Raw genomic sequence first — 21,838 nt, 5'->3', positions numbered from 1 at the left:
AGTCAGCGATAATCGCCGTATAACCGCATAGAAGCGCCACTCTCGTGGAACAGGTCGTTGGGGAAGACGCACCTGATGAAACGGAGAGATCATGGCAACGGCTTACGCACGCGGAGTGGTGTACATCCACTCTGCACCTCGCGCGCTCTGCCCGCACCTCGAATGGGCGGTGGGACGTGCTATCGGTCGTGCAGTGAACTTCGACTGGGCAGATCAGCCCGTGCTCGAAGGGTCTCGTCGCGCCGAGTTCTACTGGGATGGTCCGGTCGGCACCGGGGCTGCTCTCGCCACGGCGATCCGCGGGTGGGAGCACTTGCGCTTCGAGGTCACCGAAGACCCGACGCCGCGCAGCGACGGCGGACGCTGGCTGCACACTCCCGACCTCGGCATCCACTATGCCCAGACGGATGCCGCCGGCAACATCGTCATCGGCGAAGACCGAATCCGCTACGCGATGGAGATCGCAGCTGGCAGCGCACTTGAGCTGCAGCGCGAACTCGACATCGCACTCGGCTCCAGCTGGGATGAGGAGCTCGAGCCCTTCCGTCACGCCAGCGACGACTCCAGCGTCGTCTGGCTCCACAAGGTGGGTTAGCCCGAACGGCGACCACAACGAATCGGGGCGTCGGGAGGCGTCGGTATCGGAAGCCGGTGATGATCCCGGCGGCTGAGAACGCGAATCCCGCGCCCTGGAGGACGAAAGCCTCGCTCCGAGAGAATCGGAGACGAGGCCTTCGTCACGTGCGGGTTCCTGAATCGTGCTCAGTCGTGGAAGACGAGTTCGAATCGTTCGCACACCACTGGCATGTCCGCAGCGAAGCCCGGCTCTGAGTACTCTCCCCAGAAGCGCTCATGCACCTCGCGCCAGTCCTTCAGCGTGCGGTCGCCCTCACCTTCTGCGAAGGCGTGCTCCGCTGATACCTGGTCGAACGGCACGATCTGGATCTCGGTCGTTCGCAGCACTGCACGCGGGGCTTCCGCGCCATCCAGGATGATGCTGAGGTCTCCCACGGCCGGCACTGGTTCCTGCTCGTTCTCGTAGTCCCGGAGGGATGACGCCGTGCCGGTCTTGGTGCCCGCCAGCACGAGCGCGAGGAGACCGTCCGCATGCTCTGGTGTGGCGCCGAACGCCCAGCCCTCGGGAGGGGTCTCAGGCAGCTCCGGGTGCTCCGCTCGGGCAGCGCTCCAGAAGGCATCGATCGCGGTGACCATCTGAACCGATCTCAGTCGTCGTACGACGTGAACGCGACGACGGCGTTGTGGCCGCCGAACCCGAACGAGTTGCTGATCGCGAGTTGAGGGCCGTCGCCGAGGGGCTGCGCGTCGCCCGACACCAGCAGGGGGATCTCGGGATCCTGTGTCGTGATGTTGATCGTCGGGGGAGCGATGCGATCGCGGATCGCGAGCACCGTGAACATCGCCTCGAGCGCGCCGGTTCCACCGAGCAGGTGCCCTGTGGATGCTTTCGTCGCCGACACCGGGATCTCGTGAACGCGATCGCCGATGACGCTGCGCAGCGCTGCGTACTCGTTGGGGTCGCCGACAGGAGTGGATGTGGCGTGTGCGTTGACGTGTGTGATTTCGTCCGGCGTACGGCCGGCGGACTCCAGCGCGAGCTTCACGGCACGAGCCGCACCTTCTGGCGCGTTGGCGGTGATGTGGTACGCGTCTGCTGTGACGCCACCGCCGACGAGCTCGGCGTAGATCTTCGCCCCGCGTGCCTTGGCGTGCTCCTCGGTCTCGAGGATGAGAACGGCCGCTCCTTCGCCCATGACGAAGCCGTCGCGGTCTTCGGAGTAGGGACGAGAAGCGGTCGCAGGGTCGTCGTTGCGGCGAGAGAGTGCCTGCATCGATGCGAACGAAGCAATGGTGATCGGGTGGATGGCTGATTCGGTGCCACCTGCGATCACGACGTCTGCGAGGCCGGCCTGCAGGTGCTCGTAGGCGTTCACGAGCGACTCTGTGCTCGAGGCGCACGCGGACGCAACCGTCCGGGCGAACGCGCGGGCGGTGAAGTGAAGTGAGAGGTTGCCGGCAGCAGAGTTCGGCATGAGCATGGGAACCGTCATCGGCATGACGCGACGAGGACCCTTCTCGCGCAGGGTGTCCCACGCATCCAGCAGCGTCCAGACGCCACCGATACCTGTCGCGAAGTCGACGCCGAGACGCTCGGGATCTACATCCGGGGCTCCCGCGTCTTCCCATGCCTCCATCGCGGCGATGAGCGCGAACTGCGACGAAGGGTCGAGGCGCTTGGCGACGGGGCGTGCCAGCACCTCTTCTGGGCGAACGATGGCCTCCGCCGCGAAGGTGACGGGAAGCTCGAGTTCTGCGACCCAGTCTTGCTCAAGGGAGCGGCCGCCGGACATCCCGGCCAGCAGGTTGGTCCAGTTCTCCGGTGCCGTGCCGCCGATGGCGGAGGTGGCACCGATACCGGTGACGACGATGCGCTTGGTCATATCCTGGGGTTCCTTGCTGGGACGGGATCGGGGGAGCCGGACAACACCGACAGAGGATGCCACGCCCTGCAGGTGGCAGGGGTGGCATCCGTCAGATCTGTTACTCCTGGCCTGCGACGATGAAGTTCACAGCGTCGCCGACGGTCTTGAGGTTCTTGACCTCGTCGTCGGGGATGGTGACGCCGAACTTCTCCTCGGCGTTGACGACGATCGTCATCATGGAGATCGAGTCGATGTCGAGGTCGTCGGTGAAGGACTTCTCGAGTGCGACCTCGGAGCTGTCGATGCCGGTCTCGTCGGTGATGAGCTCAGCGAGGCCGGAAAGGACCTCATCGTTGGTGAAAGCCATGTGGTTTTCCTCTTTCTTGCGGGTTGTGTTCGGAACCGTTGCCCATTCTAGAGAACGGTGTGCGGAGTTCAGGGCAGGACGACGACCTGCGCGGCAAAGACAAGACCGGCGCCGAAGCCGATCTGCAGTGCCAGGCCGCCGGAGAGCTCGGGGTGTTCCTCGAGCAGTCGGTGCGTTGCGAGCGGGATCGATGCGGCTGAGGTGTTGCCGGTGGTCTCGATATCGCGAGCGATGACCGTCGTCTCGGGGAGCTTCAGCTGCTTGGCGAACTCATCGATGATGCGCATGTTCGCCTGATGCGGAATGAATGCTGCGAGATCGGATGCTTCGATACCCGCCACCTCAAGCGCCTCACGGGCGACCTTCGCCATCTCCCACACCGCCCAGCGGAAGACTGCAGGGCCTTCCTGGCGGAGGGTCGGCCACGGTATGTCGCCGTTGCCATCGCGGTACTCGACGAGCGTGTGGTTCATGCTGACCACATCGGCCTTGGAGCCGTCAGAACCCCAGACGACAGGTGAGATCGCCGGAGTGTCGCTGGGGCCGATGACGGCTGCTCCTGCGCCGTCGCCGAGTAGGAACGAGATGCTGCGATCGGTGGGATCGACGACGTTCGAGAGCTTCTCCGCGCCGATCACGAGGGCGTAGCGGGCAGCTCCCGCACGAATCAGCGCGTCCGCCTGAGCGATGCTGTAGGCGTACCCAGCGCAGGCAGCGTTCGAATCGTAGGCGGCAGCCGGGTTCGCGCCGACTCGATCTGCGACGACAGCGGCAGCCGATGGCGTCTGGCGCATGTTGCTGATGGTGGCGACGATGACGAGGTCGATCTCGGATGCCGGGATACCGGACTTCTCGATGGCCTCAGCCCCGGCGATCGCGGCGAGGTCCACCGCGCTGGTCTCGCTGTTCGCACGAGTGCGCGTGATGATCCCGGTGCGCTGGCGGATCCACTCGTCGCTGGAATCGATCGGGCCGACGAGATCGTCGTTGGGAACCGGATTCTCGCCGCGTGCCGCGCCGAAGGCGAGGATGCGGGTGTATTGCGGGCCGGTCGCCTGCTTGAGGGTTGCGGGCATCATGCGGCTCCGTTCAGCAGCGCGGCGGCTGCATCGAGATCATCTGGCGTTTTGACTGCGACGACGGGTGTTCCGCGCAGTCCTCGTTTGGCAAGGCCCGCGAGTGCACCTGCGGGCGTGAGCTCGATCATGCCAGTGATGCCCGCCTCAGCGAAGGCCGACATGCACAGATCCCAGCGCACGGGCGAGGAGACCTGATTGACGATGAGATCGAGAGCCTGCGCTCCGGAGGAGACGACGGAACCGTCGTGATTGGTCCAGAGGGTCAGATCCGGGTCGTTCGGTGCAAGATCCGCGACGGAGGCGCGCAGTGCGTCGACGGCAGGTGACATGTAGGAGGTGTGGAAGGCGCCAGCAACCTGCAGCGGGATGACGCGCGTGCCGCGCAGCGGCATCTCGGCGAGCGAAGCCAGTGCAGGCAGAGCGCCTGCGGCGACGATCTGGCCGCCACCGTTGTAGTTGGCCGGCGTCAGATCGAGTTCCGCAAGACGGTCGAGGACTGCCTGCTCGTCTCCCCCGATGACCGCGCTCATGCCGGTGGGAGCCTGAGCGGCGGCATCCGCCATCGCCCGCCCGCGGATGCCGACAAGGCGCATCGTCTGTTCTGCGGAGATCACTCCGGTGCCGACGATGGCTGCGAGCTCGCCCACAGAGTGGCCGGCGACGCCATCGGGGCGCCGACCCGCACGCTCGGCGAGCGCGTGCGCTGCGATCAACGATGCGGCAACAATGAGGGGCTGAGCAATGCGCGTGTCGCGGATCGTTTCAGCATCCGACTCGGTGCCGTGCGCGATGAGATCGACCTCGGCGGCTTCGGAATACCGAGCGAGGCGGTCAGCCACGCCGTCGAGTTCGAGCCAAGGGGCAAGGAAGCCCGGGGTCTGTGAGCCCTGTCCCGGGCAAGCGACGACAATCACCCGTCTAGTCTGCCAACGATCATCGCCAAACGGTGGATGTACCCTCACAAGATTCGCGAGATCGTTTGTGCGTGGCGCACAGTCCGGCGCTATCGCGGGCGGCGAGTGGCCGTTCGACGGCGCCCAGGTTCTGCCGTGCCGACGGATCCGAGGATCAGAGCGGTCTGCAGGATCAGCGCTTCGCGAGGACCAGTGGCATCCCAGCCGATGACTTCGCTGACGCGCTTCAAGCGGTATCGGACGGTATTCGGGTGCACGAAGAGCTCACGCGCTGTTGCTTCAAGCGAGCGCCCGTTGTCGAGATAGCTCCAGAGCGTCGTGACCAAGTCGGTCGAGTGCGCGTGCAGAGGCCGATAGATGCGGTCGATCAGCGTCTGCTTCGCCAGCGGGTCGCCAGCGAGCGCGCGTTCGGGGAGCAGGTCGTCGGCCTCGACAGGGCGAGGGGCGGTGCGCCACGCGCGCGCGACAGCGAATCCTGCCAATGCGGCCCGTGCGCTCTGTCCGGCATCTACCAGTGCGGTCACGGGAGGGCCGAGGACCACATAGCCAGGGCCGAAGAAGGGCTCGAGCCGCGTGGCGATCTCATCGAAGGCGAGCTCGTCGCCTTCTTCTTCGCGGCCGGGCACCTGGGCGCGACCGAGAACGAGCACCAGCCGTGAACCCTGTACGCCGATGAGCACGTCGACTGCGAGCTTGCGGGCCGTACGGCGAACGTGATCGACGTCGAACTGCGGCGGCGTCGTTCCGACGAGTACGCACACCTCGCCGTGGCCGTGCCAGCCGAGTGCCGCGATACGACTGGGGAGCTCCTCGTCGGCCTCGCCGGTGAGGATGGAATCCACCACGAGCGCTTCGAGCCGGGCATCCCACAGCCCGCGCGCCTCGGCGGCGCGAGCGTAGACGTCCGCCGCGGCGAACGCGACATCACGGGAGTACAGCAGGATCGCCTCGCGCAGCATCTCGCCCTTGCCGGCGATGCGCTCTTCAGTGATCTCGACCGTGACGCGGATGAGCTGAAGCGTCTGTGTGAGGCTCACGCTGCGCAGCAGCTCTCGAGGCGCGGCTGCGAAGATATCGGCGGCGATCCACGGAGTGGAGGTCGGATCATCGAACCACTGGATGAACGAAGTGATGCCCGCCTGGGCCACCAGCCCCACCGCAGAGCGGCGGGCTGGTGGCATGTCGGCGTACCAGGGGAGCGTATCTTCGAGGCGCTGGATCGTCGCGGTTGCGAGGTCGCCGGATATCCGACGCAGCCAGGCGAGCGTCGACGCCTTATCCATGGCGGCGGGAGACGATGCGGTCACACGCGACTCAGCTTTCGCCGCCGGCGCTTCCGCTTGCACCCGCGTTGACGTTGTGCAGGTCGTACTTCGCGATCGCCTGTGCAATCACGGCGCGGTCGACCTTGCCCTGGTCAGCGAGGCCCTGGAGCGCACGAACCACCATCGACGGACCGTCGATCTTGAAGAAGCGACGTGCTGCGGCACGAGTATCGGCGAACCCGAATCCGTCGGCGCCGAGCGTGTAGTAGTCGCCCGGAACCCACTGGCGGATCTGGTCCTGTACCGCGTGCATGAAGTCGCTCGTGGCGATGAACGGACCAGTTGTGCCCTGCAGCTTCTGCGTCAGGTACGGCACCTTGGGCTCTTCTTCAGGGTGCAGGAAGTTGTGCTCGTCGGCGGCGAGGCCGTCGCGACGCAGTTCGTTCCAGCTCGTGACCGACCAGACATCCGAAGCGATGCCCCAGTCGTTCGCAAGCAGCTCCTGTGCCTCGATCGCCCACGGCACGCCGACACCGGATGCGAGCAGCTGGACGCGGGGTCCATCACCTGAGCCTTCGGAGACACGGTGCAGACCCTTGAGGATGCCCTCGACGTCGACGTTCTCCGGCTCAGCGGGCTGCTTGAGCGGCTCGTTGTAGACCGTGAGGTAGTACATGACGTCGGGATCCGGGTGCGTACCGCCGTACATGCGGTCGATACCGGCCTGCACGATGTGCGCGACCTCATAGCCGTAGGCCGGGTCGTAGCTGATCGTGGCGGGGTTGGTCGAAGCGAGCAGCGGCGAGTGGCCGTCTGCGTGCTGCGTGCCCTCGCCCGCAAGCGTCGTGCGTCCAGCGGTCGCACCGATCACGAATCCGCGGACCATCTGGTCGCCGGCGGCCCAGAAGGCGTCACCCGTGCGCTGGTATCCGAACATCGAGTAGAAGATGTAGATCGGGATCAGCGGCTCGCCGTGCGTCGAGTACGAGCTTCCCGTTGCCGTGAGTGCTGCCGTTGCGCCGGCCTCGTTGATGCCGACGTGCATGATCTGGCCCTGCGGACTCTCCTTGTAGGCGAGGAGAAGCTCACGGTCGACCGCGGTGTAGTTCTGGCCGTTCGGGTTGTAGATCTTGGCGGTCGGGAAGTACGCGTCGATACCGAACGTGCGCGCCTCATCCGGGATGATCGGCACGATGCGCTCGCCGAAGCCCTTGACCCGCATGAGGTCTTTGAGCATGCGGACGAACGCCATGGTCGTGGCGACTTCCTGGTTGCCGGAGCCCTTCTTCGGGAAGGCGTAGTCCTTGTCCTCCGGCAGGTTGAGAGCAACGTGAGTGGTACGGCGCTCTGGGAGGAAACCACCGAGATCGCGGCGGCGGTCCAGCATGTACTGGATCGTCTCGTCCTGAGCGCCCGGGTGGTAGTACGGCGGACGGTACGGGTCAGCCTCGAGCTGCGCGTCCGTGATCGGGATCTGCATCGTGTCGCGGAACAGCTTGAGGTCGTCAAGCGTCATCTTCTTCATCTGGTGGGTCGCGTTGCGGCCTTCGAAGTGCGGTCCGAGACCGTAACCCTTGACGGTCTTGGCGAGGATGACAGTCGGCTGGCCCTTGTGCTCCATGGCCGCCTTGTAGGCCGCGTACACCTTGCGGTAGTCGTGGCCGCCGCGACGGAGCTTCCAGATCTGGTCGTCGGTGTAGTCCTTGACCAGAGCGGCTGCACGCTCGTCGCGACCGAAGAAGTTCTCGCGCACGAACGCGCCGCTCTCGGCCTTGTAGGTCTGGTAGTCGCCATCGGGGGTGACATTCATGAGGTTCAGCAGAGCGCCCTCAGAGTCATGTGCGAGCAGGTCGTCCCACTCACGGCCCCAGACGACCTTGATGACGTTCCAGCCCGCGCCGCGGAAGTAGGACTCGAGTTCCTGAATGATCTTTCCGTTACCGCGCACAGGCCCGTCGAGGCGCTGCAGGTTGCAGTTGATCACGAAAGTGAGGTTGTCCAGACCCTCGTTGGCTGCGACCTGCAGCTGTCCGCGGGACTCGACCTCGTCCATCTCGCCATCGCCGAGGAACGCCCACACGTGCGAGTCGGCGACGTCCTTGATGCCACGGTTGGCGAGATACTTGTTCGTCATCGCCTGATAGATGGCGTTGATCGGGCCGAGACCCATCGACACGGTCGGGAACTGCCAGAAGTCCGACATCATGCGCGGGTGCGGGTACGAGGGGATGCCGTTCGGCGCGCCGGACTTCTCCTGACGGAATGCGTCGAGCTGGCTTTCGCTCAGGCGGCCCTCGAGGAAGGCACGTGCGTACATTCCGGGGGAGGCGTGACCCTGGTAGAAGATCTGGTCGCCACCAGAAGCGTGATCCTGGCCGCGGAAGAAGTGGTTGTGGCCGACCTCGTACAGTGATGCTGCCGAGGCATAGGTGGAGATGTGACCGCCGACACCGATGCCGGGGCGCTGTGCGCGGTGCACCGTGATCGCTGCGTTCCAGCGGATCCAGTGGCGGTAGCGGCGCTCGAGCTCTTCATCGCCCGGGAATGCTGCCTCGTTCTCCGCGGCGATCGTGTTGATGTAGTCGGTGGTCGGAACCATCGGCACGTTCAGATGCAGCTCTTTGGAGCGCTTAAGCATGCTGAGCATGATCTCGCGGCCACGGCCGGGGCCCTTGACGTCGACGAGCTCGTCGAGCGACTGCTGCCATTCGCCTGTCTCGTCCGGATCACTGTCGAGGGGGCCCTGAGAGTACGGATCCTGGTCGTGAACGGTCACGTGGAACCTTTCGTCATGCTGGCAGGTCATGCCAAGGAAACGGGAAGCGACGCGGGAAGCCTTGTCGGCTTTGCACAACGCGCGCCGTATTCAGCCTAGCCGTCTTCCGCGATTACGTCGCGCATCCGAGAGGTCGTTAGAATAGATCCACCAGGGCCTTTAGCTCAGCTGGTAGAGCGCCACGTTTACACCGTGGATGTCATCGGTTCGATCCCGGTAGGGCCCACCAAGCAGTCGGGGCTTCACGGGACGTGCGCGGCTCGCATTCTGGGCGGTCCGCTCCGTCGGCTCATGTGTTCCGGATGAATCGGTCATGGACTCCGCATCTCCAGCGTGTTACGCGCGAGTATGGACGAGGTTCGCACGTCGCGCACCGGATGGAGCATGAACCGGCAAGACGCTCGGGTGCTGCTGCATCGCTACCTCAGACGTTTCGGAGACCGGCGCACGATGGGCTCCGATCTCAAAGCCGGGGTCGTCCTCGGCATGCACAGACGATGATTGAACAGCATCCCAGAATCGAAGGGCCTCCCATGACCGACAACTCCACCGTCGTCACATTCCTGAACTTCGCGCGCATCGAGACGCTTCGAATGTTCACGGCGATCAGCGCGAGCGCAGGCGGCGCCAACCGCTGGAACCACTACCGGGTCCCGACTCCCATCGACCAGCAGACCGTGATCCGCATGAACCGGGACACCCTCTACAGCGCTGCCATCATCGACGTATCCCAAGGCGCGACAATCACGGTGCCCGACACCGGCGGCCGATATCTGTCGGTGATGCTCGTCAACGAGGACCACTTCATCAACCGTGTGCTCCATGAGCCCGGTGAACACCGTCTCACGGCGGAAGAGCTGGGCTCCGAGTTCGTGCTCGCGGCCGTGCGCATCCTTGTCGACTCGGAGGACGAGAACGACGTCGCGATCGTCAACGCACTGCAGGCCCAGCTGGCGCTGTCCTCCGTCGCCGGGCGCGAACTTCCCGCTCTCGAGTACGACGCCGAATCCTTCGCCCAGACGCGTGACGCCGTGCTCACACTGGCGAAAGGGATGCCCGACTTCGATCGGGCCTTCGGGCGTGCGGACGCGGTCGATCCGATCCGCCACCTGCTGGGAACGGCATCCGGGTGGGGTGGGCTGCCCGAGCAGGAGGCGTTCTACGTGAATGTCGAGCCGGGGCTCGCTGTCAGCGAGTACACACTCTCGGTCGGTGAGGTGCCCGTCGACGGATTCTGGTCGATCTCCCTGTACAACGCCGACGGCTACTTCGCGCACAACGACGCGGGCCGGTACAGCGTCAACAACGTCACGGGATTCCGAGACGATGACGGCAGCATCACCGTCCGCTTCGGAGGCGACCCGTCCGCGCCGAACGCCCTCCCGTTGAGCGAGGGATGGAACTACCTCGTCCGCCTGTACCGACCGCGACCTGAGATCCTCGACGGCTCGTGGACGTTCCCGACCATCGGCTGAATCCGGTGACCGCCGCGTCGGACGCCGGGGGCACTCAAGTTCGGCGCCATCGAGCTCTTCATCGTCACCTTCGAAGGCAATGAACCGGATGCGGGCGTCGGTCGGTGCTGCAGGCGCTCAACGGGATCCCTTCGTGGCTGACGGACAACAACGCGGTCATCATGACCGTGCTGCTCGTCGTCATCGGGTTCAACGTGATCGGCAAGGGCCTCGGGATGTTGGTCTGAGGTCGATCCCGGTTGCGGTTTAGGCTCGGTTTCATGACGAGTGTGCCATCCGCCGATCATCCGATGCTGCGCACCCATCGTGCGCTTCGACCAGGGTTCGGCACCGAGGCTGCGGTATACGGAACGATCCTCGTCAGCGGACTCATCGCGGTGTCTTCTGCACACGGTGAGACCTCGGCCGTGGTGCTGGTCACGGTCGCGGTGACGGTGCTCGTATTCTGGGCGGCCCACGTGTACTCGGGGGCCGTCGCACGGCTCGGTGCGGATGACGAGGCGCAGGTCGGAGTGCGCGTCGCCGTCGCCCGCTCGGTGCGTCATTCGCTGGGGATGCTGAGTTCCGCCGCGGTGCCGGCGCTTGTGCTCCTGGCCGGGACTACCCGACTGATCCCGGATGACGTGGCGAACGAGCTCGCGCTGTGGTCCGGCACGGCGATCCTCGCGTTCCTCGGCTACGTTGCCTTCCTGCGCCGGGGAAGCGGAATGATCGTGCGGATCGCCGGCTCGGTTGTGACCGCGTCGTTCGGTGCTGTGTTCGTCGTGCTCAAAGCAGTCGTCCACTAGACGTCAGGTGTCCTCCGCGACGCGGATGAGTACCTTCCCGATCGCGCCGCGCTGAACAGCGTCGTGAGCGGCGGCGGTCTCCTCTAGCGGAAACCAGGTGAGTGGGAGTCCAGCCTCCTCACCGACGGGAAGCGCGTCGTCCTTCAGTGCAGCCGTGATGTCTTCAACGGCTGCGGCGAGCGCCTCTTCGCCGACGGTGTAGAGAAGCAATCCCTGCCAGCGCGTGTTCTTGGCGAAGCTGGTGACGATGGGGACGGAGATCGTGTCGCCCTTGTCGTTCGCGTAGAACGCGATCGAGCCGTGATTGGCGATCACGGCGACATCGAGCGCGGCGTTCATCGCGGGGGAGACCTCGACGATGTGGTCGACGCCGGACGGGGCGACTTCGAGAATGCGTTCGGCCAGCAGATCATCGGGATACCGAAACACGTGGTGCGCGCCGGCGGCGCGGGCGAGGTTCTCCTTCTCCTGGCCGCTCACCGTCGTGAGCACTCTTGCTCCGGCCCACACGGCGAGCTGGATCGCCGCATGGCCCACAGCTCCCGCTCCGCCCTGTACGAGCACCGCCCGGCCGGAGAGTGCCCCGGGCGAGAGACGCGACGGCCCGAATTCGTTCACCGTCAGCGCGCGATGCGCGGTCATCGCCGGTACGCCGAGACTCGCGGCGACGTCGAACCCGATCTCATCCGGCAGACGTACAACGCGGACAGCCGGGACGACCGTGGCGTCCTGAGCGGTCCCGGTCGGACGCTCGTGCGCTGCGAGGTAGACCCACACCCGATCGCCGACCTGCAGATTCGTGACGCCGTCGCCCACGGCATCCACGACACCGGCACCGTCCTGATTCGGCACGATCTGTTCGAACGGCATCGGCGTGCCCGATGCGGCTCGAGCCTTCCAGTCGGTGGGGTTCACTCCCGAGGCGTGGATGCGCACGCGCACCTCGCCAGGGCCCGGCCGTCCTGTTTCGCGCTCGATCAACGTGAGCGTCTCAGAGCCGCCCTTGCCCGTGTACACGATTGCTCTCATGCCGGGTGCAAGTCGGATGGGCCCGCGGGTATTCCGAGGTGGCGTCAACTGTCGGAGCCGGGTCAGGACTCCTCGTGCGTCCTCGGGTCGGCGTCGAAGAGGCGACCGTCGGGGCGACCTAACGCCGTGATCGCGGCGACCTCGGCATCATCGAGGACGACGGATGCTGCGGCCAGGTTCGCACGCTGGTGCTCCACAGACGACGCCTTCGGAATCGCGACGCTCTGCCGCGCGACATGCCACGCGAGCACCGTCTGGACGGGAGTGATGCCGTGAGCCGCGGCGATCTCTATGATCAACGGCTCCTGCACCAGCGCCTTCGCCCGCCCGATCGGGCTCCATGCCTCGGTGATGATCCCGTGCTCTCGGTGGTACGCGAGCTGCTCGGTCTGCGGGAGATACGGGTGCACCTCGATCTGGTTCACCACCGGTCGCACACCCGTTTCGCGCTCGAGCCGCTCGAGGTGCTCGGGCAGGAAATTCGATACGCCGATCTGGCGAACCGTGCCGCGTTCTTGCGCGTCGATGAGCGCGCTCCAGGCCTGTACATATTCGCCCTGGATCGGGTTAGGCCAGTGGATGAGATGCAGGTCCGTGGCATCCAGCCCGAGACGATCGCGACTCTCCTCGATGCTCCAGCGTGCCTTCTCCGACGGATGGTGCCGTCCGGGAAGCTTCGTCGTCACGATTACTTCAGAGCGTGCCGTCATAGCTTCCGCAACGCCTCGCCCGACTGCGCCTTCGTTCTCATAGTTGAACGCAGAGTCCACGAGTCGGTAACCGGCATCGATTGCGCTTGCGACGGCAGCGGCACCTGCGCTGCCGTTGAGGCGATAAGTGCCGAAACCGAGGGCAGGGAGCGTGAAGCCGTTGTGCGCTGTGCGGACGGGAAGTGCAGTCATCAAGGTCTCCTTCGAGAGTCGTGCCCCAGCGTACGCGGCATGATGGAGAGATGCGCTGCCCCTGCACCTCCGGTGACACATATGACGCGTGCTGCGGTCCGATCCTCTCCGGAACGATCGCCGCACCGACTGCTGAGCGGCTGATGCGGTCTCGATTCACCGCGTTCGCTACGGGAGACGCACCTTATCTTCTGCGGTCGTGGCATCCGTCCACGCGTCCTGCAGAACTCGAGCTCGACGACGACATCACCTGGACTCGCCTCGACATTCTCGACACCGTCGCGGGTGGCCCTTTCGATGCTCAGGGCGTCGTGGCGTTCGACGCTCACTTCCGCGGTGCGGACGGAGTGCGTGACTCCATGCGGGAACGCAGCCGCTTCCTCCGCGAGGATCGCGTGTGGACGTATCTCGACGGGGCGGCATACTGACGCATCGGATGTCGGCTGCCCCAGGTAGATTGGATATGTGAACGCCAGTCCCGAGCAGCAGCGAGTCCTTCTCGACATCGCAGACCTTGACCGCCGCCTCCAGCAGGCCGAACGTCAGCGCACGACGCCGGCCGAGGGACCGCGTATCAACGAGCTCGCCAAAGAACGCCAGGAACAGCTGCGCGAACTCACCAGGCTGACAGGCATCCGTGACGATGTCCGCACGGAGCTTGCTCGCGTGGAATCCGACGTGAAGGTCACCGAGCAGCGCCGCACGCGAGACAGCGACCGGCTCGCAACATCCACGAACTCGAAGGACGCACAGGCGTTCGAGCGTGAACTCGTCAGCCTTGCAATGCGCATCAGTGCTCTCGAGGACCAGCAGCTCGAGGTGATGGATCGCGCTGAGCAGGCGGAGTCCGATCTGGCCACGCAGCAGGCGCTCATCGACGCGACCACGGCTGAGGGCAGCGAGCTCACCGCTCGCGCCAAAGCCTCTATCGCGGCCGCTGCGACCGAGATAGCGCACCTCACTCGTGATCGTGAGGCGATCAGCGCCGATGTGCCGCCCGCGCTTCTTGACGAGTACACGCGCAGGGCGTCCCGGGGCATCGGCGTCGGCCTGCTGCGCCGAGGCACGTGCGAAGGGTGCCGCATGATGCTCTCCGGCACGCACCTCAACGAGGTTCGCCACGCTGCGCCAGATGCAGTGATCTCGTGCCCCGAGTGCGGTGCGATCCTGGTGCGTACCGACGAATCAGGACTGTGAGTCGTCGGGCGGCAGGCGATTCCCGAATCCTGCTGGCCCTCACCGACTCGGAGGGTGCTGTCGCGATCCGCGTGGACTCCGTCGGCTCCGAACTCGAGCGATTCGACCTCACATCGCGCGAGTTCTTCGACTGGATCCGTGCTGTCGAAGAAGCAGAGCGGCCACGCTGGGTGATCCGCAGTGCAAGGGATGTCTACCCGCGATTTCTCGCTGCCGGCGTGCAGCTGACGCGCGCACATGACCTGATGCTCTGCCATGCGATCCTCCGCGATACGGACGTCGTTGCCAGACCGCTCGCACCGTCTGCCGACTGGATTCCGGGCGAACCCGAAGCGGGCGAACCCGCACTCTTCGACACCGACGAGCGTTCTGGCGCGGCCACCGCGGCAGAACTCCAGGCGCAGCTTCAAGAGCAGTTGCGCGTGATCGCCTCAGATCGCACCGGCCGACTCGGGCTGCTGTGCGCCGCTGAATCCGGCGGAGGACTGATCGCAGAAGAGATGCGTGCTGCTGGACTCCCGTGGGATGCCGCCGAGCACGATCGCATCCTCACCGAGACGCTCGGCGCGCGCACTGCGGGCGGCGTGCCGTCGCGCATGGCGGAACTCGCCAGTGAGGTTCGCTTTCACCTGGGCGATGATCAGCTGCACCTCGACAGCCACGTGAAGCTGCTGCGCGCACTGCACCGGGTCGGCGTGAACGTCGAGTCGACGAGTCAGTGGGAGCTGAGCGAGATCGCGCACCCGGTGATCGCTCCCCTTCTGGCCTACAAGAAGCTCTCTCGACTGATGAGCGCCAATGGCTGGGCGTGGCTGGCGGAGTGGGTGAGAGACGGGCGCTTTCGCCCCGTGTATATTCCCGGCGGCGTTGTCACCGGGCGCTGGGCGTCGGCGGGCGGAGGAGCCCTGCAGTTGCCGCGGATGCTTCGTCCGGCCGTACGCGCGGACGCTGGGTGGACGCTGGTCGTCGCTGACGTCGCGCAGCTGGAGCCACGGATGCTCGCCGCGATGTCACAGGACCTCGCCATGGCTGAAGCCGCACGCGGCCAGGATCTGTACGCGGGTGTGGTGGCATCGGGAGCCGTCGCCACTCGCGAAGAGGCGAAGTACGCCGTGCTCGGCGCGATGTATGGCGCGACCACCGGAGATAGCGGACGACTCGTCCCGCGCCTGCGCAAGGTCTATCCCCGCGCGATGCATCGTGTGGATGCTGCCGCCAGAGAGGGAGAGAGCGGCGGCGTGGTCTCGACGAGCCTCGGTCGCTCTTCGCCTCGCCCCGATGCCGCATGGCAGAGCCAGCAATCAGACGCGCGGGAGTCCGGCGCCGACGGTGCGGCAGCGAAGATCGCCAAGCAGCGCGCCAGAGAGCGCGGCCGTTTCACCCGCAACTTCATCGTGCAGGGCACCGCAGCGGAGTGGGCGCTGATCTGGCTGGCGGAGATACGTCATCGCTTGAGGCAGCTTCCTGAAGCGCCAACGGTTGCCCCGGCATCCGGACCTTTCGCCCGAAGGGCGCACTTGGCGTTCTTCTTGCATGACGAGGTGATTCTGCACGTCCCGCAGGAGCAGGCGGATGCTGCGGCCGACGCCGTCCGTGAGGCCGCGGCCGTTGCGACGCGACGTCTCTTCGGATCATTCCCCATCGACGTCCCTCTCGACCTGCAGGTCGTGCAGACAGCAGAGAAGTAGACTGGGCACGCGAATGGGTCGGCCAGACGGTCGCGTTGCGGGAGACCGCACCGAGGAACGTCCGGGCTCCACAGGGCAGGATGGTGGGTAACACCCACCCGGAGCAATCCGCGAGACAGTGCCACAGAGAGCAGACCGCCGCGATCCCCGCTCGTCGGTGAACGCGGTAAGGGTGAAAGGGTGGTGTAAGAGACCACCGGGGGTCATGGCGACATGACCTGCCAGGTAAACCTCGTCCGGAGCAAGGTCAGACAGAGGATGTTGACGCGGCTCGCCGAGTCCTCGGGTAGACCGCTGGAGCGGCGCGGCAACGCGTCGCGTAGATAGATGACCGTCGAAGGGAGCCCCGAGAGGGGCCCTGGAACAGAACCCGGCGTATCGGCTGGCCCATTCGCCCCACGCCTGCACCGAAACTGCAAAACCACGCCGAGACAGCGTTGTATCGCTGCTGTCTCGGCGTGGTTTTGCAGTTTTGCGAAGGAGGGAAGCGGCTCAGTCCGCGGCGAGCGAGGCCGCGCCGATGATCCCGGAGTTGTTGCGGTGGATTGCCGGAATGATCGGAGTGTTCAGCTCGAGCAGCGGAAGGAAGTCGTCTGCGTTCTTCGAAACGCCGCCGCCGACGACGAAGAGGTCGGGGCTGAAGAGGAACTCGACGTGCGTGTAGAACGCCTGCAGACGCTCTGCCCACTCGGCCCAGGTCAGGTTCTCGCGCTCGCGAGCCGAGGTAGCGGCCCACTTCTCCACCGAGTCGAACTCACGGAAGTTCAGGTGACCGAGCTCGGAGTTCGGCACCAGAACGCCGTCGTAGAGGAACGCGGAGCCGATGCCGGTTCCGAGGGTGGTCAGGATGGTCAGACCCTGCACATCGCGCGCGGCGCCGTGGCGTGCTTCTGCGACACCGGCAGCATCCGCGTCGTTGACGAACACGATGTTGCGGTTCAGGCCATCACGGAAGAAGCGCTCGGCGTCGAAGTCGAGCCATTCCTTCGAGACATTCGCCGCGGACATCGTCTTGCCGCGCTTGACGATCGCCGGAAACGCGACGCCGAGGGGGAGTGCGGAGTCCTCGACCTCCAGCGTCTTCAGTACGCTCTGGACGGCTGCGAGCACGTCCTGCGGGGATGCGCCCTCAGGGGTGGGGACGCGAACCCGGTCCGACGCCATCGTGCCGTGGGAGAGGTCGACGAGTCCTGCTTTGATGCCTGTGCCGCCGATGTCGACGCCGATCGCTTTTGCCATGAGTAATAGCCTAGCGAGAGTGCGCGGCGCCACTAGGATCGTGACAAAGCCTTACGAAGGGATGAGCCATGTCTCGCGGAGAAGATTCGTACATGTCCAATGGTGAGCGAAAGTACTGGTACAACACCGAAACGGGTGAGGTCGAGTACGGCTATGTCTCGCCCGCTGTCGACCGGGTAGGGCCCTTCGATACGGCTGAAGCCGCGTCGCACGCGGTGCAGACTCTGCGCGAGCGGTCCGAAGCGTGGGCGGTCGAAGAGGCCATCGATGAGGACTGGCGCAAAGTGACCGACACGGACGGGAAGTAACTCACCGTATGAGCATGGACAAGCAGCGCGATTTCGTGTTGCGCACCATCGAAGAGCGGGGCGTGAAGTTCGTGCGCCTGTGGTTCACCGACGTCATCGGCACGCTCAAGTCTGTTGCGATCGCACCTGCCGAGGTCGAGGGCGCCTTCGCCGAGGGCATCGGCTTCGACGGATCCGCGATCGAAGGCCTCACGCGCACTCACGAGTCCGATCTGCTCGCGCAGCCCGATCCGACGACCTTCCAGATCCTGCCCTGGCGCGGAGAGATCGACCCCACCGCGCGCATGTTCTGCGACCTCACCATGCCTGATGGTGAACCCGCGGTTGCGGATCCTCGCAACGTGCTCAAGCGCACCCTCGCACGGGCGGCGGATGCCGGCTTCACGTTCTACACGCACCCCGAGATCGAGTTCTATCTGCTCAAGTCGTCGGTGATCGGACCAGAAGGCCCGGTCCCGGTTGACTCCGCGGGGTACTTCGATAACGTCCCCGGCGGCACGGCGCACGACTTCCGTCGTCGTTCGGTGCGGATGCTGGAGGACTTGGGCATCTCCGTCGAGTACAGCCACCATGAGGGCGGCCCCGGCCAGAACGAGATCGACCTCCGCTATGCGGATGCCCTCGCGACTGCCGACAACATCATGACCTTCCGCACTGTGGTGAAGGAGGTCGCGATCGAGCAGGGTGTCTACGCAACGTTCATGCCGAAGCCGATGAGCGATCAGCCAGGCAGTGGCATGCACACGCACATGTCGCTGTTCGAGGGCGATCAGAACGCCTTCTGGGAAGAGGGCGCGAAGTATCAGCTCTCGAAGACCGGTCGCCACTTCATCGCGGGTCTTCTCAAGCACGCCAATGAGATCGCTGCGGTCACGAATCAGTTCGTGAACTCGTACAAGCGTCTCTGGGGCGGCGACGAGGCACCGAGCTTCGTGACGTGGGGCCACGCCAACCGCTCGGCACTCGTGCGCGTTCCGATGTACAAGCCGAATAAGAGCCAGTCCTCGCGCGTCGAGTACCGCGGCCTCGATTCGGCTGCGAACCCTTACCTTGCCTACGCGCTGCTGCTTGCTGCTGGGCTGAAGGGCATCGAAGAGGAGTATGAGCTGCCTGCAGAGGCGGAGAACAACGTCTGGTCGCTGAGCGATGCGGAACGTCGCGCGCTCGGCTACTCGTCCTTGCCGGCGAGCCTCGACCACGCACTCGAGCTGATGCAGGACTCGGAGCTCGTAGCGGAGACGCTTGGCGAGCAGGTGTTCAACTACGTGCTGCTCAACAAGCGCAAGGAGTGGGAGGCCTACCGCGGCCAGGTCACTCCGTTCGAGCTGAAGAGCAACCTCGAACTGCTCTGATCGATGGCCCGGTCAGAATCCGCGCTTTCGCGCTCGGCACTGGCACGATTCGGCTTCACTGATCTGACCTCGAGTGCGGCAGCGGTGCAAGAGCTGTCCGAGCTGGTCGGGCTCGACGGCGCGCTGCTCCTGAACGGCGCGGTGGCCGCCGACCCTGATTCCGCGGCGGAGGGGATGCTGCGGGTTGCGCGGCGCGATCCAGCGATCTTGCGATCACTTCTGGACGATCCAGAGACGCGGAAGATCGTTTGGCGAGTGTTCGGAGCATCCACTGGGCTTGCTGACTTCTTTCTGCGGCATCCGGAGCAGTTGTCGATACTGACCGATACCGGGCCGCTCGTGCCCAGCTCGGCGACGCTGCGCGAGCGGCTGCTCGACGCCGTCGGCGCGGTCGACGGCGTCGCTGCACACAGCGACGAGACGGCTTGGGTCGCGTTGCGGATCGCATACCGCCGATCCCTTGCGGAGATCGCAGCGATCGATCTGACGACCCCCGAACCCGCAACACGCATCGCGGCGATCTCCGCTGCCCTCGCTGATGCGGCTGGAGCGGCGCTCGAGGCCTCGCTCGCCGTGGCCAGGGCGAAGGTCGCGGAGACTGTGCCTGCCGAGCAGGTGGTGCTCACCCAGCTTGCGATCATCGGCATGGGCAAGGCGGGGGCAAGGGAGCTCAACTACGTCAGCGATGTCGATGTGATCTTCGTCGGCGGGTCGCTGGATGAGGACGTTCTCGAAGAGGGACGCGCAATCGACATCGCGACCCGCCTGGCCAGGGAGACCATCCAGGGTATCTCCGGCATCGAGGTAGAGCCGCCGCTGTGGGAGGTCGATGCGAACCTCCGCCCCGAGGGCAAACAAGGTGCGCTCGTCCGCTCGCTCGCCTCCCACCTCGCGTACTACGATCGCTGGGCGCAAAGCTGGGAGTTCCAAGCGCTCCTGAAAGCACGGCAGATCGCCGGCGATGAGGCGCTGGGCGAGGCATACCTGGAAGCCGTGCAGCCGAAGATTTGGTCGAGCGCCGCACGGGAGAACTTCGTCGACAGCGTGCAGCGGATGCGGGAGCGCGTCACCGAGCACGTCGATCCGGAGGATGCTCCGTACCAGCTGAAGCTCGGCGTCGGCGGCCTTCGGGACATCGAGTTCACCGTGCAGCTGCTGCAGCTCGTGCACGGCCTCACAGATCCAGACATCCGCACGCGCGGTACGCTGGAGAGCCTTGACGCTCTGGTGGCCGGTGGATACATCGGACGAGCGGATGCTGCGATCTTCGCCGCCGACTACCGGACGCTCAGACTGCTCGAGCACCGGCTGCAGCTGAAAGACCTGACCCGCACTCACCTCATGCCGCGAACGAACGAGGAGCTGCGCGTCCTGGCACGCGCGACGGGACTCGCAGACAGCGCCAAGGGCGTGTGGGAGCTCTGGGAGCGCGTGCGACGTGAAGTGCGCGACATCCACACCAGGCTCTTCTATCGGCCGCTCCTGAGCGCCGTTGCGGGCCTTCCCGAAGAGGAGCGCACACTCTCCACGGAGCAGGCGAGAGATCGCCTGGCAGCGATCGGCTTCCGCGATCCTGCCGGTGCTCTGCGCCATATCGGCGCACTGACCTCCGGCATCAGCCGCAAGGCGACGATCCAGCGGCACCTGATGCCGATCATGGTGAGCTGGTTCGGCGACGGCAGCGACCCCGACTACGGTCTGCTCTCGTTTCGCCGCATCAGCGAGCGTCTCGGTGACACCTCCTGGTTCCTGCGGATGCTGCGCGACTCTGCCGGAGCGGCCGAGCACCTGACCACTCTGCTGTCTTCATCGCGCTACGTCGGCGAACTGCTCGAGTGGATCCCGGAGTCGGTGGCATGGCTGGACGAGATGTCTCGGCTGCGTCCCCGCGGAGCAGACAAGCTCGACGAAGAGGCCAGGGCGATCCAGACTCGTCATGGGTCGGTGACCTCCGCGCTGAAGGCCGTACGGGCGCTGCGGCGCCGCGAACTGCTGCGCACGGCGATGGGCGCGGTGCTCGATGTTCTGAGCATCGAGGAGCTCGCGGCGGCGCTGAGCACCATCACGGACATCACGATCCAGGCCGCTCTGCGAGCAGTGCGCCGAGAAGTCGTTCCTGCGGAGGAAGATGATTTCGAGTTCGCCATCATCGGCATGGGAAGATTCGGCGGGGCAGAGCTCGGTTTCGGCTCCGACGCCGACATCCTCTACGTGTACGACGCGAATGGCGTCGACCCTGAGCGTGCCCAGACTCTCGCGAAGCAGCTGGTAGCAGGTCTGCGTGAACACCTGACCGACAACAAGGTTCCGCTCGACCTCGACGCTGATCTCCGCCCTGAGGGCCGCAATGGGCCGCTCGTGCGCTCTCTTGCCGCGTACACCGAGTACTACCGCCGTTGGTCGGTGTCGTGGGAGGCGCAGGCGCTGCTGCGCGCCAGAGGCGTAGCCGGCAGCCCCGGCTTGACCGCACGCTTCATGACTCTTGCTGACAGCATCCGCTACCCGGTCGACGTCGAAGAGCAGGGCCTGCGTGAGATCAAGAGGATCAAGGCGCGCATCGAGGGCGAGCGGCTGCCGCGGGGCGCGGACCCGCACCGGCACCTCAAGCTCGGGCCCGGCGGGCTCAGCGATGTCGAATGGCTCGTACAGTTGCTTCAGCTGCAGCACGCGCACGCGGTGCCAGAGTTGCGCACGACCTCGACGCTGGAGGCGCTGCACGCCGCGTCTGATGCAGAGCTTCTCACCGAGGAAGATGCGGAACTGCTGCGCGAAGCCTGGCTGCTGGCCAGCAGGCTGCGGTCCGCGATCACGCTGCGCACCGGACAGACCACCGATGTGCTGCCGTGGGACCGCCATGAGCTCGACGCCATCGGACGCCTGCTGGACTATCCCGATCGTTCGGCGAACGACGTCGAAGAGGACTACCTCGGCACGACTCGTCGTGCTCGTCGCGTGTTCGAGAATCTCTTCTACGGCTGAGGCTTCCGCGCCCAGTTGCAGATTTGTCGGCTCTAGCTC

Annotated in this window: 20 protein-coding genes, 1 tRNA gene and 1 other RNA gene; 12 read left to right on the top strand and 10 right to left on the bottom strand. The window is 65.5% G+C overall.

Features of this window, described 5'->3' with window-relative positions:
- Positions 1-91: 91 nt before the first annotated feature.
- Positions 92-595 carry a DUF3145 domain-containing protein gene (locus tag ACTU6U_RS06850; protein WP_443468396.1) on the top strand — a complete coding sequence of 168 codons (504 nt, stop codon included), beginning with the start codon at positions 92-94 and terminating at the stop codon, positions 593-595.
- Positions 596-762: 167 nt separating this feature from the next.
- On the opposite strand, the gene ACTU6U_RS06845 is transcribed toward ACTU6U_RS06850, so the two are convergent.
- From ACTU6U_RS06845 to aceE, 7 genes are all read right to left on the bottom strand, one after another.
- Positions 763-1,212, bottom strand: coding sequence for an ASCH domain-containing protein (locus ACTU6U_RS06845; RefSeq protein WP_443468395.1), 450 nt, complete (start codon positions 1,210-1,212; stop codon positions 763-765).
- Between the two features lie 11 nt (positions 1,213-1,223).
- Entirely contained in the window at positions 1,224-2,459 is a 1,236-nt protein-coding gene (locus ACTU6U_RS06840; RefSeq protein WP_443468394.1) for a beta-ketoacyl-[acyl-carrier-protein] synthase family protein, read from the bottom strand.
- Positions 2,460-2,559: 100 nt separating this feature from the next.
- Positions 2,560-2,808, bottom strand: a complete 249-nt coding sequence (locus ACTU6U_RS06835; RefSeq protein WP_417511664.1) for an acyl carrier protein — start codon at positions 2,806-2,808, stop codon at positions 2,560-2,562.
- 68 nt (positions 2,809-2,876) lie between these two features.
- Positions 2,877-3,887, bottom strand: coding sequence for a beta-ketoacyl-ACP synthase III (locus ACTU6U_RS06830; RefSeq protein ID WP_443468393.1), 1,011 nt, complete (start codon positions 3,885-3,887; stop codon positions 2,877-2,879).
- Positions 3,884-4,801, bottom strand: coding sequence for an ACP S-malonyltransferase (locus ACTU6U_RS06825; RefSeq protein WP_443468392.1), 918 nt, complete (start codon positions 4,799-4,801; stop codon positions 3,884-3,886). The genes ACTU6U_RS06830 and ACTU6U_RS06825 overlap by 4 nt, the downstream gene beginning before the upstream one ends.
- Positions 4,802-4,890: 89 nt before the next feature.
- The gene (locus ACTU6U_RS06820) at positions 4,891-6,084 is read right to left on the bottom strand and encodes a PucR family transcriptional regulator (RefSeq protein WP_443468438.1); all 1,194 of its coding nucleotides are present in this window, start codon (positions 6,082-6,084) and stop codon (positions 4,891-4,893) included.
- 31 nt (positions 6,085-6,115) lie between these two features.
- Entirely contained in the window at positions 6,116-8,842 is a 2,727-nt protein-coding gene (aceE, locus tag ACTU6U_RS06815; RefSeq protein ID WP_443468391.1) for a pyruvate dehydrogenase (acetyl-transferring), homodimeric type, read from the bottom strand.
- 153 nt (positions 8,843-8,995) lie between these two features.
- Here aceE and ACTU6U_RS06810 point away from each other — a divergent pair.
- The 4 genes from ACTU6U_RS06810 (at position 8,996) to ACTU6U_RS06795 (ending at position 11,105) form a co-directional block, all read left to right on the top strand.
- Positions 8,996-9,071: transfer RNA gene (locus ACTU6U_RS06810), tRNA-Val, on the top strand.
- A gap of 304 nt (positions 9,072-9,375) precedes the next feature.
- Entirely contained in the window at positions 9,376-10,317 is a 942-nt protein-coding gene (locus ACTU6U_RS06805; protein ID WP_443468390.1) for a DUF1214 domain-containing protein, read from the top strand.
- Positions 10,318-10,421: 104 nt separating this feature from the next.
- On the top strand, positions 10,422-10,544 hold the full coding sequence (locus tag ACTU6U_RS06800) for a hypothetical protein (protein WP_443468389.1): 123 nt from the start codon (positions 10,422-10,424) through the stop codon (positions 10,542-10,544).
- A gap of 33 nt (positions 10,545-10,577) precedes the next feature.
- Entirely contained in the window at positions 10,578-11,105 is a 528-nt protein-coding gene (locus ACTU6U_RS06795; protein ID WP_443468388.1) for a hypothetical protein, read from the top strand.
- A gap of 3 nt (positions 11,106-11,108) precedes the next feature.
- Here the strand turns inward: ACTU6U_RS06795 and ACTU6U_RS06790 are convergent, their stop codons facing one another.
- Together ACTU6U_RS06790 and ACTU6U_RS06785 are read right to left on the bottom strand one after the other, a co-directional pair.
- Entirely contained in the window at positions 11,109-12,134 is a 1,026-nt protein-coding gene (locus tag ACTU6U_RS06790; RefSeq protein ID WP_443468387.1) for an NADPH:quinone reductase, read from the bottom strand.
- Between the two features lie 62 nt (positions 12,135-12,196).
- The gene (locus ACTU6U_RS06785; RefSeq protein ID WP_443468386.1) at positions 12,197-13,036 is read right to left on the bottom strand and encodes an aldo/keto reductase; all 840 of its coding nucleotides are present in this window, start codon (positions 13,034-13,036) and stop codon (positions 12,197-12,199) included.
- Between the two features lie 50 nt (positions 13,037-13,086).
- On the opposite strand from ACTU6U_RS06785, the gene ACTU6U_RS06780 reads away from it, so the two are divergent.
- The 4 genes from ACTU6U_RS06780 to rnpB all read left to right on the top strand — a co-directional run bounded on the left by ACTU6U_RS06780 (position 13,087) and on the right by rnpB (position 16,315).
- Positions 13,087-13,464, top strand: a complete 378-nt coding sequence (locus ACTU6U_RS06780; protein WP_443468385.1) for a YchJ family protein — start codon at positions 13,087-13,089, stop codon at positions 13,462-13,464.
- Positions 13,465-13,501: 37 nt separating this feature from the next.
- Positions 13,502-14,233 carry a zinc ribbon domain-containing protein gene (locus ACTU6U_RS06775; RefSeq protein WP_443468384.1) on the top strand — a complete coding sequence of 244 codons (732 nt, stop codon included), beginning with the start codon at positions 13,502-13,504 and terminating at the stop codon, positions 14,231-14,233.
- Positions 14,230-15,921, top strand: a complete 1,692-nt coding sequence (locus ACTU6U_RS06770) for a bifunctional 3'-5' exonuclease/DNA polymerase (protein WP_443468383.1) — start codon at positions 14,230-14,232, stop codon at positions 15,919-15,921. Before ACTU6U_RS06775 ends, ACTU6U_RS06770 begins: the two co-directional genes overlap by 4 nt.
- Before the next feature lie 14 nt (positions 15,922-15,935).
- Positions 15,936-16,315: RNase P RNA component class A (rnpB, locus tag ACTU6U_RS06765), an RNA gene on the top strand.
- Positions 16,316-16,413: 98 nt separating this feature from the next.
- Here rnpB and ppgK read toward each other — a convergent pair.
- The gene (gene ppgK / locus ACTU6U_RS06760; RefSeq protein WP_443468382.1) at positions 16,414-17,160 is read right to left on the bottom strand and encodes a polyphosphate--glucose phosphotransferase; all 747 of its coding nucleotides are present in this window, start codon (positions 17,158-17,160) and stop codon (positions 16,414-16,416) included.
- A gap of 68 nt (positions 17,161-17,228) precedes the next feature.
- Here ppgK and ACTU6U_RS06755 point away from each other — a divergent pair, with 68 nt between their 5' ends.
- The 3 genes from ACTU6U_RS06755 to ACTU6U_RS06745 are packed head-to-tail and all read left to right on the top strand — an operon-like array spanning position 17,229 to position 21,799.
- On the top strand, positions 17,229-17,468 hold the full coding sequence (locus ACTU6U_RS06755; RefSeq protein WP_443468381.1) for an SPOR domain-containing protein: 240 nt from the start codon (positions 17,229-17,231) through the stop codon (positions 17,466-17,468).
- Positions 17,469-17,482: 14 nt separating this feature from the next.
- Entirely contained in the window at positions 17,483-18,820 is a 1,338-nt protein-coding gene (locus ACTU6U_RS06750; protein ID WP_417512067.1) for a glutamine synthetase family protein, read from the top strand.
- A 3-nt stretch (positions 18,821-18,823) separates the two neighbouring features.
- Complete coding sequence (locus ACTU6U_RS06745; RefSeq protein WP_443468380.1) at positions 18,824-21,799, top strand: bifunctional [glutamine synthetase] adenylyltransferase/[glutamine synthetase]-adenylyl-L-tyrosine phosphorylase; 2,976 nt, start codon at positions 18,824-18,826, stop codon at positions 21,797-21,799.
- Positions 21,800-21,838: the final 39 nt, after the last annotated feature.

Origin of the sequence: Microbacterium zouquanmingi, assembly GCF_052266695.1 — a bacterium.
GTDB lineage: Bacteria > Actinomycetota > Actinomycetes > Actinomycetales > Microbacteriaceae > Microbacterium.
The sequence above is the reverse complement of the archived record's forward strand: the minus strand, read 5'-3'. Positions and strand labels throughout refer to the sequence as shown.